10 protein-coding genes and 5 pseudogenes are annotated in these 18,540 nt (G+C 47.2%); 10 read left to right on the top strand and 5 right to left on the bottom strand.

What is annotated here, in order from left to right:
* Both JO375_RS15690 and JO375_RS15685 read left to right on the top strand, forming a co-directional pair.
* Window positions 1-312 (top strand): annotated as a pseudogene (locus JO375_RS15690) (IS30 family transposase); the annotation flags it as partial.
* Between the two features lie 45 nt (window positions 313-357).
* Complete coding sequence (locus JO375_RS15685; RefSeq protein ID WP_229525341.1) at window positions 358-897, top strand: hypothetical protein; 540 nt, start codon at window positions 358-360, stop codon at window positions 895-897.
* A 118-nt stretch (window positions 898-1,015) separates the two neighbouring features.
* Here the strand turns inward: JO375_RS15685 and JO375_RS15680 are convergent, their stop codons facing one another.
* From JO375_RS15680 to ybaK, 3 genes are all read right to left on the bottom strand, one after another.
* Complete coding sequence (locus JO375_RS15680; protein WP_229525340.1) at window positions 1,016-2,737, bottom strand: hypothetical protein; 1,722 nt, start codon at window positions 2,735-2,737, stop codon at window positions 1,016-1,018.
* Between the two features lie 400 nt (window positions 2,738-3,137).
* Entirely contained in the window at window positions 3,138-4,331 is a 1,194-nt protein-coding gene (locus JO375_RS15675; RefSeq protein ID WP_229525339.1) for an oxalate decarboxylase family bicupin, read from the bottom strand.
* Window positions 4,332-4,408: 77 nt separating this feature from the next.
* Window positions 4,409-4,888: a Cys-tRNA(Pro) deacylase gene (gene ybaK / locus JO375_RS15670; protein ID WP_229525338.1), complete on the bottom strand. Its 480-nt coding sequence runs from the start codon at window positions 4,886-4,888 to the stop codon at window positions 4,409-4,411.
* A 327-nt stretch (window positions 4,889-5,215) separates the two neighbouring features.
* On the opposite strand from ybaK, the pseudogene JO375_RS15665 reads away from it, so the two are divergent.
* The 8 genes and pseudogenes from JO375_RS15665 to JO375_RS15630 form a co-directional block, all read left to right on the top strand.
* Window positions 5,216-6,619 (top strand): annotated as a pseudogene (locus JO375_RS15665) (glycoside hydrolase family 1 protein); the annotation flags it as partial.
* Between the two features lie 233 nt (window positions 6,620-6,852).
* Window positions 6,853-7,404 carry a phosphodiesterase gene (gene yfcE, locus JO375_RS15660; protein WP_229525337.1) on the top strand — a complete coding sequence of 184 codons (552 nt, stop codon included), beginning with the start codon at window positions 6,853-6,855 and terminating at the stop codon, window positions 7,402-7,404.
* A gap of 128 nt (window positions 7,405-7,532) precedes the next feature.
* Window positions 7,533-8,564 (top strand): agmatine deiminase family protein, encoded by a 1,032-nt coding sequence (locus JO375_RS15655; protein WP_229525336.1) that lies wholly within the window; start codon window positions 7,533-7,535, stop codon window positions 8,562-8,564.
* 30 nt (window positions 8,565-8,594) lie between these two features.
* On the top strand, window positions 8,595-9,470 hold the full coding sequence (gene aguB / locus JO375_RS15650; RefSeq protein ID WP_229525335.1) for an N-carbamoylputrescine amidase: 876 nt from the start codon (window positions 8,595-8,597) through the stop codon (window positions 9,468-9,470).
* A gap of 280 nt (window positions 9,471-9,750) precedes the next feature.
* A pseudogene (locus JO375_RS15645) lies at window positions 9,751-11,769 on the top strand (oxidoreductase).
* A gap of 178 nt (window positions 11,770-11,947) precedes the next feature.
* Window positions 11,948-12,865 (top strand): aminoglycoside phosphotransferase family protein, encoded by a 918-nt coding sequence (locus tag JO375_RS15640; protein ID WP_229525334.1) that lies wholly within the window; start codon window positions 11,948-11,950, stop codon window positions 12,863-12,865.
* A 108-nt stretch (window positions 12,866-12,973) separates the two neighbouring features.
* A pseudogene (locus JO375_RS24820) lies at window positions 12,974-13,212 on the top strand (iron chelate uptake ABC transporter family permease subunit); the annotation flags it as partial.
* A gap of 557 nt (window positions 13,213-13,769) precedes the next feature.
* Entirely contained in the window at window positions 13,770-14,033 is a 264-nt protein-coding gene (locus tag JO375_RS15630; protein ID WP_229525332.1) for a hypothetical protein, read from the top strand.
* Window positions 14,034-14,214: 181 nt separating this feature from the next.
* On the opposite strand, the pseudogene JO375_RS15625 reads toward JO375_RS15630, so the two are convergent.
* Both JO375_RS15625 and JO375_RS15620 read right to left on the bottom strand, forming a co-directional pair.
* A pseudogene (locus tag JO375_RS15625) lies at window positions 14,215-15,051 on the bottom strand (transposase); the annotation flags it as partial.
* Window positions 15,052-15,789: 738 nt separating this feature from the next.
* Window positions 15,790-18,540, bottom strand: a 2,751-nt coding sequence (locus tag JO375_RS15620; protein WP_229525331.1) for a DUF2490 domain-containing protein, incomplete at its 5' end; no start/stop codon positions are given.

Below are 18,540 nucleotides of genomic sequence, written 5' to 3'. Positions count from 1 at the left end.
GCAGTATCCTGCAAAGGTGTTCCAAACCGCTACGGTTGACCGTGGTAAAGAATTTGCCTGTTATGCTAGCCTGAAAGCCACTCATGGAGTACAGGTGTATTTTGCAGATCCTTATTCCTCCTGGCAACGGGGTTCGAACGAGAACGCCAATGGCCTCTTGCGAGAGTTCTTTCCTAAAGGAACGGATTTGGGTCAAATTACGGATGAAGCCTTGGAGAAACTCTCCACCTGATTAATCATAGACCCCGAAAATGTTTGGGGTGGAAAACCGCTCACGAATCCTTTTCAGAGGAGCTGTCGCACTTGGCTTGACAATCCGTTAAAAAACGTTTAGGTGCAATGTTACTGGCGGTATCCATGAGCGCCACAATGTCCGTGACTGCACTTGCAGCGGAGCCGAATGTTAAGGTATCCACCAATGTGACTGGTGAACCTGTCTATACACAGACAGTGGATGTACAGTTAAGTGCCGCTCCCAATGCTTCCAGCAGTAGAACAGTGAGAGCAAGTCAAAGTCTATGGTTGGCATTAGCCCCCGGCAAAAGCGGTTTTTCCGATCAGGTTAGCTTCCGGTTTACATCATTGCCTCTTAATGCCAAGGTAAAGTCGATTGAGATTGATCCAGGAAGAGGAATTATCAACAACAACAATAAAAATCTGCTGGGGGCGGTTGTTTTTTCTAAGTTGAATGTATCCTCTCCTAGCGGCAAATCTGCTACTATCGCATGGAAGCCCAGTGGAATGACTGAGAGAGCAAGTTTTCTAGATCAGGAAGCACGCGGTAAATGGACAGCACAGGTCTTTGGAACAACATTTCAAGTTCTACCGGAGATAGATGGTACGGCAGCCTTTTCTTATAAACCTGTTGAAATGACTATTTCCTACGTTTTGGAATAATCCGTTAAGCTGGGGCGGAGTAAACCCCTTGGATTGTCCTTGGATAAAATAAACATGGGCGCCTCAAACAGATTCTGAAAGTCTGGTTGCGACGCCCTTGTTAGTTGGAGACAGACACTTACATAATGTTTGATGTTACCTTCCAGTTGTCGAAATCATAAGTCCGTCTCTCTCTGCCATGAACCAAATCGAGTTTGTTTCCATTATAGTTCTGATGCATCCACGGATCATCCAGCAGAGGCCAATTCGCATAATTAACTTCTTCACCCTGAATTTTACGTGAGGTGGCGTATACGATTTCCATCTCTTTACCTGTTAATCCTTTGTAATAGACCCGGGGATTCGTATTGTTAACACCGCTAAAATCCACTACAGTTTTCGTCAGTACAGCCTCAGCAAAGCAGTTAAGCTCTCTAATGCAAGAACCTCCTGCATAGTCGATGAGAGGTGCTGTTTCAACGATTACTGCATTCTTTGCCCCGTCACTCCGCAACGCCCGTTGATAACCTCCATATTTCCACGATTCCGTGTCATAAGGCCAATCGTAAGGTTGTGCTGTTCTGACAGCCATCAGCATTTTACCTGTGTGAAAGAATATCCAGCCGTTCCTGCTGAATGGGTCCTGTTCGATCGTTGCTTTAATTCCGTTATATGAAACAGGGCCGTCGATCCATGTATTTGAATTTGTGATATTGTATACTGCAATGAGTGCGCCCTCGTCCTGAAGTACTTCCTCCATATTCGTTCCGCCCATCCAATATTCCGAGGTGGACGGATTCAAGTTTATCGCCTCACTGTAATGTTGCTTCATGAAGAACGTATTTGGTTCGTCATTGTATGTATTCCCTACCCATTTGATGCCCCAACGATGAAGCTGGTTGTGTGCAAGCCGATTGTCCTTTTGACTGAATACGGCATAATCCGGGGTGATGTAGCTTGTCTTATACGGTCTGTTACTGTTCCTAGGCATCCGTTCCTTATGCGTGTAAGTAGTAGAACGGGCTGTTGCTATACGCTTGAAAATGTCTGGTAACTCGTAGTCCGCAAGCGCAAATGGGATCGTAGTAAATTTCAGATTGGTTTCATTGCCGAGATATATCGGCTTACGACTGTCTCCAAACAGCATCCATAGCAGTACTGCACTTTCATCAAGTGTATATCCCGGCTCTTGCTGCGCATTATATGTTCTGGCCTGACTGGTCACCCAGTACCCATGCAGCCACTCTCCTACGATACTGGCAAAATACCACTCCAACGTCAGTTTGGCCATATTCCGCAATGTCGCATCTTTCAGGTGTTCGGTAATGAACAATAGCGGTCCTACATGATGGATAAAATAGGTTGGAGAGTCGTATTCAAAGTACCCCTGTTTTGTAATTGTGGGAAGCTCGGACAGCAGATAGTTTCTAGAGATGGTAGCATAATTCACCGGATAATCTGGCCATTCTTCCGCTCCGACGACCCCGACTGCGGCGTACATGAGCCGTTGATTTTCTGTATTTCCCAGCAGAGCCGTCCCATCGGCATTTAAAATATTAAAACTGAGCATTTTTGCTTTTAATTTATTCTTTAATTCAGGTGTATAATACTTTTTAAACTTCATATAAGCTTCCATTACGTTAATTCCCCAGAACATGTCTTTGTTCCGCTCCAAATGAATGTTGACGTAGGCAAGTCCAGTGCTGATATCACCTTTTGAAAATTGCGCCATAGCCGCATAACCACCGACCTTTCGCCCCTGATCGTACTCATTGTAAGGATAACCCAATGCGGCTACATCATTGATTACGGTCTGTTTGCGCTCCTGTAGTGAGCTTGTCAAAGTCTCATTTTTAAACATAATTACAGCCACTCCCTAATAATAGAATAATAACGCGAGCATAGTATGAATTTAAGAATGTGAGAGTAATAGAAACCTAAACACAAATTTGACTGGACAGACTGATTATAATTGTTAAAAGAGGTTGTTTTTTGTGATTATAAGGCATTTGTTTATTATTTTCAATAATTTACTATATATAATGTGAAAATATTGTGATAGAGTCCAAGGTCCTATCTACCTGGATTATTTTCGGTGGAAGTAACGGGATGTTAAAAAAGATATAGGCTCGGCTAAAGTCGAAGGCCTATATCTTTTTATAAAAAGTAGCTATGGATAACGAATCGGTACCAATGATTAACCTGCGTTCCGGAGATCATTAAACCCGCATTAGAAAGCTGTGAGAAATGAATGAGGATATTCAGGGGTTACCCTTCGGGTAAAAAGATACCCCGGGATACTTGACGACAGGCCATTTTACCTTGCGCAATTTGGAGGTCACATCGGTGCCTACATGTAAATTGCTCTGAACCAGTTCTGTTGGTGTGAGGGCCATCCACTGGTTCAAGGAAACATCTGCAAAACGGTCACTTTTAAATATCTCAAGAAACCAAAGTGTGCTGGAGCCTGTATTTTGAATGTAATGACCGTAAGCAAAAGGCACGTACCCAACATCCCCGGCTCTGAAATCAAACGTACGGGCTGCGCCATTACCACCAAAAACAGTCATCCGTCCTTGCCCGGCCAGATAGTATTGCCATTCGTCATTATTGGGGTGCCAGTGCATTTCCCGCATGGCTCCGGGCTCAATCTCGACAAGAGCAGCCGCGATCGTTTTGGAGATCGGAAAATTGGAGGAGTCGACGATTCGTACGCTGCCACCCGGCGTTTTAAGCGGGGGCTGGGCTAGCAATTGATGCTTGAAGGATTGAGGCACCGTACCATATGGAGAGGGAACCGCCTGACTTTGAAGAGGACCGGGAACGCAATCTTGATAGATGTATACCTGTTCATGGGGAATCGCTCTAAAATCGGCTTCTGGAACACCGAAATTTGCAGATAGTACATCCTTGGGCGTATGTGCGAACCAATCAGAGATGGATAGCGTGTTTAAATCCGAGAAGTTGCCATCGTCAAAAACTAGTAAAAATTCGCACCCATGCTCAAGACCTTGTATAGAATGCGGAATGCCGGGGGGAAAGTACCAGAGATCGCCCGGGCCGACATCAGCAATAAAATTATGCCCATTTTGGTCGACAGCGGTAATGCGTGCACTTCCCAGCAGCATATAAGACCATTCCGCTTGCTGATGCCAGTGGAGCTCGCGTACGCCTCCGGGCGTCAAGCTCATATTTACTCCGGCAAGGGTCTTGGCGATAGGCAAATCCCTTGCTGTTATTTCTCTTGACCACCCGCCATCATTAAGCTGCATATGGGTGTCTGAAAAAGAAAACCGCATGTTCGGAATAAGTCCATTATCCGTTACGGGTGGGACTAGCATATCGGGATTTTGCAAATCCCTCATTACATCACGGGGGCCCTTGTCGATGCCCCCGGCGCCATCGCTTCGAATGGGCTGTGGAACTCTGCCATTTTTCAAGTAATCATTATGCATGATTTAATCTTCCTCTCCAGATTGAAGCTAGGATAAGAAAAAATGCGCATAATGATGTTATGCGCATGTGGCGAGTTTTATGCTGTGTGCGTCAGCTCTGCAAACTGTGCCTGGGTGATTTGTGCCAAATCCTGCGGATTTAACTCCAGTTGGGTCCCAATTCTCCCGGCGCTGACCACGATGGTTTCTAGCTCTAATGCGGGCTGATCAATAAAAGTGGGATAAAGCTTTTTCATTCCAACTGGCGAGCAGCCACCCCGAATATATCCGGTATGCTTTTGCAGGTCTTTGACCGGAAGCATTTCGATTTTTTTCTCCCCCGCGGACCTGGCAGCCTTTTTAAGGTCAAGCTCTTTATGTACAGGAATCACAAAAACAAACAAATTTTGTTTGCTGTGTGCAACCAAAGTTTTGAAAACCATTTCCGGCGCTCTGTTAATCTTTTCGGCTACGTTCATACCGTCTATTTTTCCATCTTGATAATCATAACCTAAAATATTGTAGTCTAAGTGTTGTCCGTCCAATATACGCATCGCGTTTGTTTTACTGGCACTCATCCCATATCTTCCTTTCTCCAAACCTACTGTGGCAATCCTTTGAATCCCCGTAATTCACATGATTGTACTTCAGAAATGGCACACTGAAAATGGACTCGATATAAATAGTATAGCACAATGATTTAAGGGAATAGGTGGATGGGCAGACAGGGAGATGGTCATTCTGATGAAATAGAAGCCTGTATCGCCGGAAAGCATGGTTCATAGCAGAGTTAGTATTGAAGCTAAAAAAATACTTGACATGAAACGCGTTACAAAACTTAAGATTCAAATAGAGTACTTTAAAATACATTAGCATAAAGGAAAGGTGGAGAAACATGAGTACAGTTTCCAGAAGATTTCCTGTGGGGCGGAGCAGTTGCTGCGAATCAGCTCGAAGGCGCTTATCAAGAAGACGGAAAAGGCTGGTCCATTCAGGATGTAACCCCTCGCGGTGGCTGGGGGCCTATTACCGATGTGCCAACAGAAGATAATATGAAATTGATCGGTATTGATTTTTACCACCATTATAAAGAAGATATTAAACTTTTTGCAGAAATGGGCTTCAAGGTGTTCCGGACTTCCATTGCCTGGTCGCGGATTTTTCCTAAAGGCGACGAACTGGAGCCTAACGAAAAGGGCCTGCAATTTTATGATGATCTGTTCGATGAACTACATAAATATGGCATCGAGCCACTTGTTACATTATCTCACTATGAGACACCTTTACATCTGTCCAGAGAATACGACGGCTGGGTAAACCGCAAGCTGGTTGATTTTTATGAGCGTTATGCTACGACTGTATTTAAGCGTTACAAAGAAAAAGTAAAATACTGGTTGACTTTTAATGAAATCAACTCTATTCTCGAAGCTCCATTCATGAGCGGCGGGATTAGCACCCCTAAAGATCAGCTTAGCGAACAAGACTTGTATCAAGCCATTCACCATGAGCTGGTTGCGAGTGCAAGAGCGGTAAAAATCGGTCACCAAATTAATCCTGATTTCAAAATCGGCTGTATGGTGCTGAGCATGCCTACTTATCCGCTGACACCTAACCCGGACGATGTGATCGCTGCGATGGAATTTGATCACAGAAACATGGCATTTGCTGATATCCATGCACGGGGTCAATACCCGGGTTACATGAAACGTTTCTTTAAAGAAAAAGGAATCTCGATTCATTTTGAACCAGGGGATGCTGAAGATCTGAAGCATACCGTTGATTTTATTTCGTTCAGCTATTACATGAGTACTTGTGAGACAGCTGATGAATCCAAAAAAGTCAAAGGGGAAGGCAACATCCTCGGCGGTGTCAGCAATCCACATCTGGAAGCAAGTGAATGGGGCTGGCAAATCGATCCGCAAGGTCTGCGCTATGTACTGAATACATTCTATGACCGTTTCCAAAAACCACTTTTTATCGTTGAAAATGGCTTGGGTGCCGTTGACGAGCTCATTACTAATGATAAAGGTGAAAAAACCGTTGAAGATGACTACCGGATCAACTACCTGAATGACCATCTGGTTCAAGTCGGAGAAGCGATTGCCGACGGCGTAGAGGTGATGGGCTATACATCCTGGGGCTGCATCGACCTTGTTAGTGCATCAACCGCTCAGCTTAAAAAACGCTACGGCTACATTTATGTAGACCGTCACGATGATAGCAGCGGTACTCTTGAAAGATACCGAAAAAAATCGTTCCACTGGTACAAAGAAGTGATTGCCACGAACGGTGAAAGCCTGCGACGTTAATTTCCTAATCCGCCGCGAAAACGACGGTTATACAGCGACCGCTTCCCTTTATGCTGGGAGCGGTCGTTAGGTTTTTTCGTATGAAAAGTACATAATACAAACCAAATGCTGACCGGCACCTGTGTGCTTTTTCGCTGATAATTTTGTTACTGACGCGTAATTGCCAGAAGGGATATGATACGGTCAGGAGTATATATTTAAATAGAGCATTTTTCAGAAAGGAATGGACAATCATGAAATTGATGTGTATATCAGATATCCACGGATCGCTGCACTGGCTGCAATTGGCGCTGGAAAAATTCAGGGAGGAGAAGGCTGACCAACTGGTCCTGCTCGGAGATTATATGTATCACGGGCCGCGTAATCAGCTGCCGGAAGGCTATCATCCGGCAGAAGTGGCTGCTTTGCTGAATCAGTACAAGTCTCATATTGCGGTGTCTGTCCGCGGAAATTGTGACGCAGAAGTAGATCAGATGCTGCTTGAGTTTCCAATGATGGGTGATTACGCAGTGTTATACCATGAAGGACGGCGGATTTATGTTACACACGGACATGGATTCAGCATCGGGAATTTACCTCCACTGGAAGCGGGGAACGTATTCATTCAGGGACATACCCATATTCCGGTGGCAGACGTGGAGAATGGAGTATTTGTACTAAACCCTGGCTCAATCTCATTGCCGAAAGAAAACTATCCGCCATCTTATGCTGTACTGGAAGGCACACAATTTACAGTGAAGGATTTTGCGGGGAAGACAGTTAAAGCCATTTCTTTTTCGAAGTGATTTACTTCCATTCGAATGAAAACACTCGAAACTTTTCAGCTCTGATTGAGACAAAGATCATATTATTGTATGATAGGAGCGGAGTCTTCAAGACTCCGTATTATGAAAAAGAAAGAGTGTTTTAATACATGCCAAATAAGGATTCACATTATAAGATGCCGCCTGAATGGGCGCCGCATGAACGTACGTATATTTCCTGGCCCGTACAGTCTTCCATGGTTTACCCGGATATGCATGCCGATGTATGCAAGGGCTACGCCGGAATTGTACGCGCTATGGCAGAATTTGAACCCGTTACCGTGGTTGTAAATCCAGAGGATCTGGAGAGCGTTCGCGCGCTTGAACTCGGGGAGAGGGTAGAACTGCTGCCAATTAAGCACAGCGATGCGTGGCTGCGCGACAACGGTCCCACTTTTCTCACGAACGAGCACGGCCAGTTGGCGGGTGTGAACTGGAAGTTTAACGCCTGGGGCGGCAAGTACGCTCCATGGGATCTGGATGACCAGGTAGCACCGCAAATATTGGATAAGCTTGGCGTACCGCGGTTTGATGCGCCGCTAGTAATGGAAGGCGGCTCACTGCATGTAGACGGCGAAGGTACACTTATCACCACCGAGGAATGCTTGTTGAATCCGAACCGCAATCCCGAGCTAAGCCGAGAAGAAATTGAACGCTACGTGTGTGAGTATACAGGGGCCGAGAAAATCATCTGGCTAAAGCGTGGACTCAGTGGTGACGAAACGGACGGCCATGTGGACAATATTGCCTGCTTCGCAGCTCCCGGCAAAGTCATAATGCAGGTATGCGATGATCCTGAGGATGAGAATTATGCAATTACACGGGAGAATCTGCGTATTCTGGAGCAGGCCACGGATGCCAAGGGCCGCAAGCTGGAAGTGATTCAGATCGGCCAGCCCCCGCGGGTAGACTATGAAGACAGCCGATTGACACTGAGCTATATCAACTTTTACTTTGTGAACGGTGGTATTATTTTGCCGGTGTTCGGCGGTACTGCCGCTGAGAGCGATCTTGCAGCCCGGCAGGTGCTGGCAAAAGTATTCCCGGACCGCACAATCCGCACTGTAGACGGCATGGCGGTTATCCGTGAAGGCGGCAACGTGCATTGTACGACTCAGCAGATGCCTGCTGCACAACGTTAAAACGATACGACATCCAAGAGGAGGACTAAAGTGAGAAAAGTAAAAGTGGCAGCAACCCAAATGAGCTGCACGACCAATATCGAAGAAAATATTAGCAGAGCAGAAAAGCTGGTACGGGAAGCGGCAGCGCAAGGCGCGCAAATTATTTTGCTGCAGGAATTGTTTGAGACACCGTATTTCTGCCAGAAGGAAAAGTCGGATTATTACTCATATGCAACCGAACTGGAGCACAACAAGGCGGTTAAGCATTTCAAAAAGATTGCCAAGGAATTGCAGGTCGTGCTGCCAATCAGTTTTTATGAAAAGAAAAACTACGCGCGCTACAACAGTTTGGCCGTCATTGATGCAGACGGTGAAGTGTTGGGTAAATACCGCAAAAGCCACATCCCGGACGGCCCTGGTTATGAAGAGAAATTTTACTTTAATCCGGGCGATACCGGTTTTAAAGTATGGAATACACGTTATGCCAAAATTGGAGTCGGTGTATGCTGGGATCAATGGTACCCTGAAGCAGCCCGCTCTATGGCGCTGATGGGCGCAGAAATTTTGTTCTATCCAACAGCTATTGGCTCGGAGCCGCAGGATTCCGCTATTGACTCCAAGGATCACTGGCAAACCTGCATGCTGGGTCATGCTGCTGCTAATCTGATCCCGGTTATTGCCTCCAACCGGATCGGAACAGAAACGGATGAGGACTCCAGTATCACGTTTTATGGCTCCTCCTTTATTGCAGGGCCTCAAGGCAACAAGATAGCAGAAGCTGGTCGAACCGATGAGGAAGTGCTTACTGCCGAATTCGATCTGGATGAGCTGGAAGTGGGACGGATTGAATGGGGGATTTTCCGCGACCGTCGTCCAGAACTGTACAAAATGATTGCTACCTATGATGGTGAATTGAAATTGTAGTGGAATAGAAATAGAAGTATAATCTTTGTCTGCACAAAAGGAACATTCCTCATTGGTTTGTTCCTTTTTTGTGTCTAGTTCCAATTATCTATAGACTGAAACTATGATTTAGTACATAAAATAGCATTAGAATTTATGAATTGGATGATATAAAATCAAGTCATAAGGAATGATCGTATTCAAAATATCTCGATATTCTTTAAAGTGAAAAAAATCACAAATGAGAATACTTTAACAAAAGCTTGAAGATGATTTTGCAAACTCGCAAGGAGGAAGAACAATGAACCACTATCCTGCTATCTTTGAACCTCTGACCATACGGCGTATGACGTTGAAAAACCGGATTGTAATGCCCCCAATGGGAACGAACTTTGCCGCCATGGACGGAAGTTTTGTTCAGGATCATATTGACTATTACGTGCAACGGGCCAAGGGGGGAACCGGCCTGATCACCGTAGAAAATGTTTGTCTGGATTTTCCGATGGGGACGAACGGCACAACCCAGCTGCGTATGGATAACGTCAGTTTATTCCCGGACTGTTTAGATTAACGGAAGCCTTACACTCTTATGGAGCGTGTGTTTCAGTACAAATTAACCATGCAGGTGCTTCCGCTTATGCCGGACGATTGAACGGAGTTCAGCCTGTATCTTCTTCTAATATTCCTTCTAAAAAGGGCGGAGCAATTCCATGGCCTTTGGAAAAAGAAGAAATTTACACCATTGTACGCAAGTACGGAGAAGCAGCAGGAAGAGCGCAACGGGCCGGATTTGACTGCGTTGAAATTCATGCAGGCCATTCCTACCTGCTGAGTCAGTTCCTGTCCCCCATGTATAACAAGCGTACGGATGAATTTGGTGGCAGTGCAGAAAACCGTGCGCGTTTTACCAGATTAGTGATTGATGAAATTCGTTTGGTGGTTGGCCCATTCTTCCCTATATGTTTGCGCTTTAGTGCGGAGGAGTTTACAGAAGGCGGCAACACACTGGAAGATACACTCGAGATACTGGAGTATTTAAATGATGAGGTAGATATTCTGAACGTTTCTGCCGCTCTGAATGATTCTATCCAGTTCCAGATTGACGGGATGAACCTGCCGGATGGTTGGCGCGTATATGGCCAAAGCGGTAAAAGAAAAATTCGGGAAGGTCACGATGACCTCTGGTAATATTCGGAGTCCGCAGATTGCCCAGGATATTTTGGAGAGAGGGGACGCTGATCTTCTGGCGATGGGGAGAGGGCTGATCGCAGAACCTAATTGGGTGCTTAAAGTACAGAACGGCTACGAACATTTGCTTAGAAAATGCATTTCCTGCAACATCGGTTGTGCCGACCACCGGATTTCCAAAAGTAAACCGATTTGCTGTACGGTAAATCCTGATCTATTCAAAGAATCAGAATACCGGAAACAACGAGTTAAAAACAATATTTAGGTGGTTGTTATTGGTGGTGGTACCGCCGGAATGGAAGCAGCATGTACAGCGGCTGAAGTAGGCTGCAAAGTAACCCTCTTCGAAGAAAAAGCAGAGCTGGGCGGTTTGGCTCGTGATATTGCCCGCTTGCCTGACAAAACACGCATCAATGATTTCCCTGACTATCTGATTCAGCGGACCAAACAGCTAACCAATCTGAACATTGTCACAGGGACCCGGGCTGATCTGGCTATGATTGCTGCTTTGAAGCCTGATATTATTGTCAATGCAACGGGGGCCAAACCGCTGCTTCCGCCAATTGCAGGTCTGCATGAGCAACTGGGCAAGCCAGGCACGAAAGTGTTCTCCATCTTTGATCTTTTGCACAATATGGAGAAATTCCAGGAATTTGAAGGTAAACGCATTGCTGTAGTTGGTGGAGGAGCTGTAGGACTGGATGTCGTCGAATATTATGCAGAACGTGGAGCACAGGAGGTTTCGATCATTGAGATGATGCCGTTACTGGGCAAGGACCTGGATATGATTACCCGGATTTCCATGATGAAAATGGTAGAGGAGCGGGAAGTGAACGTCCATACGGAAAAGGCTTTGACAGAAGTGTGCAGCGATCGCTTCAAAGTAAAGCATGGAGAACAGGAATTTGAGATTCCTTTTGATTTTGGATTCGTATGCTTGGGTATGCGCTCATACAGTCCGCTGATGGACAGCTTGCTCGAATATGGTAAAGAACATCAAGTGGAAGTTGTTAATATCGGGGATAGCAAGTAAGCTCGTCGTATTATTGATGGCACCCGCGAAGGACGCAATATTTTAAAAACGATTCAAAGGGTAGATGCATTTAAAAATGAGTTTTCTTACTGCTATTAATTTGACTATACAAAGTAGTTAGTATGATCAGGTTAACTCGCTTGCGAACAAGGTTGATGAGACAGCATGTCTTTTCAGCCTTTTTTATGGGACACGCGGTATCTTAGTAAGCATTGATTTTCTTGTCAGCTCAAAGATAAACTATGGAAGTAACAGGGAAAACAGTGGGAGGTGTCATGTGAATCAAATCTTTAGTGAAATTCCGGGCTCCAGGACGTGGAGCAATGTGGAAGAGATTCATAAAGGCTGGTCTAAAGATAAGAAATACTATGTTCAGACCAACGACGGCAAAGAATTACTTCTGAAGATTTCGGACATAACCCAATTTGAAAGAAAGCAACGTGAGTCTGAAGCCGTAAAAAAGCTGGATCATATAGAGGACATTTTAATGTCCCGGCCGCTCGATTATGGGATTTGCAACAACGAACAGTCTGTATACTCCTTATTTACCTGGATCAATGGGAAGGAAGCGGAGCAAGTCATTCCCGCGTTAAATGCTGCAGACCAGTACCGATTCGGGTTTCGGGCAGGAGAAATATTAAGAAAAATGCATGAAATCCCTGCGAAGCAAGATCAAGCGCCATGGGCCGAATATTATAATACCAAGATCAATAGATATATTAGCAACTATATGGGAAGCAATCTTCCTTTTAAGGGAGCAGATCAAACCATTCGCTTTATTGAGCAAAACCGCCATCTTTTAGATCATCGTCCCCAGACATTTCAGCATGGTGATTATCATGTGGGTAATATGGTGATTACGCGATCTGGTGAATTGGGTATCATTGATTTTAATAGAGTGGATTATGGAGACCCTTGGGAGGAATTCAATCGTATTACTTGGTGCGCAGGTTTAAGTCCCTTGTTTGCTTCAGGTCGTATTCACGGTTATTCTAATAACGATGTACCTGATTTATTCTTTAAATTAATGGCTTTGTATATTGCAAGCAACCAACTCTCCTCTATCCACTGGGCAATTCCGTTTGGAAAAAAAGAAGTAGACAATATGATCCATCAAGCTGAAGAGGTTTTGGAGGCGTATGATTACTTTCAAGCCTATATACCGAAATGGTATTTGTCGAGTTACCGTGAGTAAGTAAAAGCTCCTTCTAAACAGGAAGACCGCTGTTCTTAAGTCTTAAGGAGTGATGGTCTATTTTTATGTTCAATTTTGCTTTTTGAGCTTGTACGTAAATTCCCACACGTGGCACTTGGCGGAAATTTCTTTTTTGTGGGGATGGTCAGCCCCCATCTGGCCGCAGGCTGGTAGGTCCCAATCATAAGCTGCTGCTGCCGACGACGGCATTGGTAGGTGCACTGGTCATTGTGATCGCCGACACACTTACTCGAACCATTAGCTTTGGTGCTGATATTCCGACCGGTATCATTATCACTATACTGGTTACCCCTTATTTCCTTTACTTGCTGTCGAAAGCTGGTTAAATGCACGATGAATGGAAAGGCGCTAACTCATGCAAAATATGCTGGGTTAACGTCTTTTTTCATGCTAATGGACAAAGATTTATGACTATAGCAGCAAGCGGGTAAATCGAACAAAAGAAAGGTCAGCATGACGAGGGAACGCTTGCTATGCCCCATCAAATAGCCATTTGAGCAGCACAAAGACGATGAGTGCGGAGAACAGTTGGATTGAAGCAAATGAAGGATGGGTAAAATCGTGTTAGACTTTTTCATGGAGTCGTCACCTTTTCGGTTCGTTTGTAGGGGTACAAACATTTTACCGGATTGACGACTCTTTTTTTACCATTTTGTAGTTAATCAACAGGCCTGTATGGACAGGATTGTTACTTAGGGCTTGCTGACGTACGGTTTTAATTCAGAGAGTTCGAATAACAGATCGCCGCGCACTCTGTGTAGGTAACCATACGGGTCTGGCTTAACCTTGAAAAATTCAAGCTGAATTTTATTCATTCCCGGTCTCAATTTTTTTTCTTAACATATATTGATACAGATTGAATAAAAAAAGGAGTGATCTTCTTATGAGTGATGAACAAAACAACGACCAAACTCTGGATGAGAAACAACAACGTGACGAAGAGGCTTTGGCTAAGAAACAACAACGTGACGAGGAGGCTTTGGCTAAGAAACAACAGCGTGACGAAGAGGCTTTGGTTAAGAAACAACAACGTGACGAAGAGGCTTCATTAAAGAGGCAAAATCGTAATGCTGCTGCAAATACAGAGGATGCAGAGGATGTAACCGATGCAGATGCTGTTGACAATGATGATGACAAAGATAAATGATGGCATTATGGTTAAGACGAATTGTAATACCTAAAAAAGAAATGACCCATCGAAGAGATGGCACCTGAATTCATCGTGGACTAAAAAAGTTATGTTTTTAAAATTTGTAAGTGCTTCTCTAAATTAAAAAGGTGCCATTTTGTCCGGTTTTTGAACGAAATGGCGCCTTATTCTATTTATTTTATAACTTTAGGAGCGTCATAATTCGTTTGAGATTAACTGTGAATATTGCCATGGCACCCTGCATTTGCATGCCAATTAGACCCGCGGATGAAGCTACATCATACCCGTGTCTATGTTTGAGTTCACTATTTTGAAATGCCTCTTGTACTGTATGTTCATTTGATTTAATCGTGACCGAATAGGTTTCACTTTTCGCTCCTACTTTATAACAACCCTCTCTCCATGGACATGCTTTACATACATACATTCCAGCATCTTTATTGAGTTCGAATTCGTCCTCTTTTTTTCGAATTCCTTGTGTAATATTGGGATTTAATTTAGCCATTAGTTGTAATTCGTTTTGGTTCGCATACTGAATATTATCCTTTTCTGAATAAGCCGTATCCCCAATCTCACAATATCGATTTCTATCCCCGTTTCACGACTTTTTTCAATTAAGGCTTGAAGTTGTTTCCCATCGCTTTTTTCTCCCGTCGTAATTACGGCAGCTGTAATAATGCGTTCTTTATTCATTGCGATATGTGTTTTATATCCAAAGAAAGAAGAATCGAAACCGTTTCAATGACTTTACGACAGTAATCCATTTCGTCTTCTAATTCATTCGTCGTCGTTTTCGGCGGGAATTTCCTTTTCATTTCACTTGTAATTAATTCCTTCTTCAGTGCAATCTCAACGGTCTTCTGAATGAGCATGTCCAAAGAATATTTAAAAGACATATGTATTTTGAGCGTTCTACGACATCAACATCGGATAAATCAAAAATCGATTTGAGCAACAAATATTTGAACATACGAATAGGTGGGACTGCATTGTGACCGTTGTCGGGACAATATTTTATTTAGTCTGCAGATATTTACCTCACCGCTTATCATGCAGCGTTAGTGCTTAACAAACAGCGTTCAGGTACAGATGCCGGCATACCGTTTCTGTAAGGGTATCTGCCTGCGAGTACTTTATATCCTAAATTCCCGGTCAATTATATCTAGGTTGGTGAGGGGTTCGAGCTAAAAAGGTAATGACTGTAAACGTGTGCCTAAGATATAATGTCGTTTTTCTAGACCGAAATCGCCAAATCCCTTGATATTACTGGTTTTTGGATTTTTTATATGTCTAAAATGGGCCTCTAAACTGTTGAACTCAGTTTGGGAATCGCAGACGTATATCAACCAATTATTCTTGTTTTTTGAATAAATGAGCAACATCCGATCTCCCTATTCCAGATTATAATTTCTCGCCGAATGCAGCTTATATCTTCAAATACGATAGCCGGCCGTATCCATCATGCCAAACTGCTGGGAACCCTTTTTGGCAAAGAATACTCGCTTGAGCTTTATTTATTTGCCTTTTTACTGGGCTTTTTCAGTACAAGTTAGGATAATCCTCTAAGAACGCCCAGTCCTCAAGACCTTAATCATTAGTTCTATATTAGCTTAACAAATTCCGCTATACATTAATGACTTCGCCCTGAACTAGCAGAGGTGCCGCTTAATATAATGATTCTGTAATAGAAAGGAGGCTAACTATAGTGGATAAAAATGAGGATTATAAAAACGAATTGGATAAGGATGTTTCGTTAAACAACTGTGAAGATGCAAGTGAGGATCCTACTGTGAATGCGATAGCTAATGCGAAAGCCGATGCTGACGCGGATGCAGAAGCGAAAGCCGACGCCGATGCCGACGCCGATGCCGATGCCGATGCTGACGCGGATGCGGATGCTGACGCGGAAGCGAAAGCCGATGCGGATGCCGATGCGGATGCGGATGCTGACGCGGATGCTGACGCGGATGCCGACGCTGATGCGGAAGCGGATGCCGACGCGGATGCTGATGCCAATGCCAATGCCGACGCGGAAGCGAAAGCCGATGCCGATGCTGACGCGGATGCCGACGCTGATGCGGAAGCGAAAGCCGATGCCGATGCGGATGCGGATGCAGATGCCGACGCGGATGCGGAAGCGAAAGCCGATGCTGACGCTGACGCTGATGCGGATGCCGACGCGGATGCTGACGCCGATGCTGATGCGGATGCCGACGCGGATGCGGAAGCGGATGCCGACGCGGATGCCGACGCGGATGCGGAAGCGAAAGCCGATGCGGAAGCGAAAGCCGATGCGGAAGCGAAAGCCGATGCCGATGCCGATGCGGATGCGGATGCTGACGCGGATGCGGAAGCGAAAGCTGACGCGGATGCCGACGCGGATGCCGACGCTGATGCGGAAGCGAAAGCCGATGCTGACGCTGACGCGGATGCGGATGCCGACGCGGATGCTGACGCCGACGCGGATGCTGACGCCGATGCCGATGCTGACGCTGATGCGGAAGCGAAAGCCGATGCTGACGCTGACGCTGATGCGGATGCCGACGCGGATGCTGACGCGGATGCTGACGCCGATGCTGATGCGGATGCCGACGCGGATGCTGACGCGGATGCTGACGCGGATGCTGACGCGGATGCTGACGCCGATGCGGATGCAGATGCCGACGCGGATGCGGAAGCGAAAGCTGACGCGGATGCCGACGCGGATGCCGACGCGGATGCGGATGCCGACGCGGATGCTGACGCCGATGCCGATGCGGATGCGGATGCTGACGCGGATGCGGATGCGGATGCCGACGCGGATGCCGACGCGGATGCGGAAGCGAAAGCCGATGCTGACGCTGACGCGGATGCTGACGCCGATGCGGATGCAGATGCCGACGCGGATGCGGAAGCGAAAGCCGATGCTGACGCTGACGCGGATGCGGATGCCGACGCGGATGCTGACGCCGATGCGGAAGCGAAAGCCGATGCGGAAGCGAAAGCCGATGCGGATGCCGATGCGGAAGCGAAAGCCGATGCCGATGCTGATGCGGATGCGGATGCGGATGCTGATGCGGATGCGGATGCGGATGCCGACGCGGATGCTGACGCCGATGCGGAAGCGAAAGCCGATGCGGATGCGGATGCCGATGCGGAAGCGAAAGCCGATGCTGACGCCGACGCTGATGCCGATGCTGACGCTGATGCAGATGCGGATGCTGATGCGGATGCTGATGCGGATGCGGATGCCGACGCGGATGCCGATGCCGATGCGGAAGCGAAAGCCGATGCGGATGCGGATGCCGATGCGGAAGCGAAAGCCGATGCTGACGCCGACGCCGACGCGGATGCAGATGCCGATGCAGATGCCGATGCCGATGCAGATGCTGATGCCGATGCAGATGCGGATGCGGATGCGGATGCCGACGCGGATGCGGATGCGGATGCGGATGCGGATGCGGATGCAGATGCTGATGCGGATGCGGATGCCGACGCGGATGCTGACGCCGATGCGGAAGCGAAAGCCGATGCCGATGCCGACGCTGATGCTGACGCCGATGCTGACGCTGATGCGGAAGCGAAAGCCGATGCCGACGCTGATGCGGATGCCGACGCGGATGCTGATGCGGATGCGGATGCCGACGCTGATGCTGATGCGGATGCGGATGCCGACGCGGATGCTGACGCCGATGCGGAAGCGAAAGCCGATGCTGACGCCGACGCCGACGCTGATGCAGATGCTGACGCGGATGCCGATGCTGATGCCGATGCTGATGCCGATGCTGATGCCGATGCAGATGCGGATGCGGATGCCGACGCGGATGCTGACGCTGACGCGAAAGCCGATGCTGACGCCGATGCTGATGCTGACGCGGATGCCGAAGCGAAAGCCGATGCCGATGCTGACGCTGATGCGGAAGCGAAAGCCGATGCGGATGCGGATGCCGACGCGGATGCCGATGCCGACGCGGATGCGGATGCGGAAGCGGATGCCGACGCGGATGCGGATGCGGATGCGGATGCCGATGCGGATGCGGATGCCGATGCCGACGCGGATGCGGATGCCGACGCGGATGCCGACGCCGACGCTGATGCGGAAGCGGATGCCGATGCGGATGCGGATGCCGACGCGGATGCGGATGCCGACGCGGATGCGGATGCCGATGCCGATGCTGATGCCGACGCGGAAGCGGATGCGGATGCGGATGCGGATGCCGATGCTGACGCTGATGCGGAAGCGAAAGCCGATGCCGATGCCGATGCCGATGCCGACGCGGATGCGGATGCGGAAGCGGATGCCGATGCCGATGCCGATGCTGACGCTGATGCGGAAGCGAAAGCCGATGCCGACGCGGATGCCGACGCCGACGCGGATGCCGATGCCGATGCGGATGCCGACGCGGAAGCGGATGCCGATGCGGATGCCGACGCTGATGCCGATGCCGATGCCGATGCTGACGCTGATGCGGAAGCGAAAGCCGATGCGGATGCCGATGCCGACGCGGATGCCGATGCCGACGCG

The sequence above is a fragment of the Paenibacillus farraposensis genome (genome assembly GCF_020736845.1).
Classification (GTDB): domain Bacteria; phylum Bacillota; class Bacilli; order Paenibacillales; family Paenibacillaceae; genus Paenibacillus; species Paenibacillus farraposensis.
This window is presented reverse-complemented; position numbering and strand designations above follow the sequence as displayed.

Coding starts and splice junctions, on each gene's coding strand:
- yfcE (WP_229525337.1), top strand. CDS start 6,853: ATGAAATTGATGTGTATATCAGATATCCACGGATCGCTGCACTGGCTG.
- JO375_RS15680 (WP_229525340.1), bottom strand. CDS start 2,737: ATGTTTAAAAATGAGACTTTGACAAGCTCACTACAGGAGCGCAAACAG.
- ybaK (WP_229525338.1), bottom strand. CDS start 4,888: ATGAGTGCCAGTAAAACAAACGCGATGCGTATATTGGACGGACAACAC.
- JO375_RS15630 (WP_229525332.1), top strand. CDS start 13,770: ATGAGTGATGAACAAAACAACGACCAAACTCTGGATGAGAAACAACAA.
- JO375_RS15685 (WP_229525341.1), top strand. CDS start 358: ATGAGCGCCACAATGTCCGTGACTGCACTTGCAGCGGAGCCGAATGTT.
- JO375_RS15675 (WP_229525339.1), bottom strand. CDS start 4,331: ATGCATAATGATTACTTGAAAAATGGCAGAGTTCCACAGCCCATTCGA.
- JO375_RS15655 (WP_229525336.1), top strand. CDS start 7,533: ATGCCAAATAAGGATTCACATTATAAGATGCCGCCTGAATGGGCGCCG.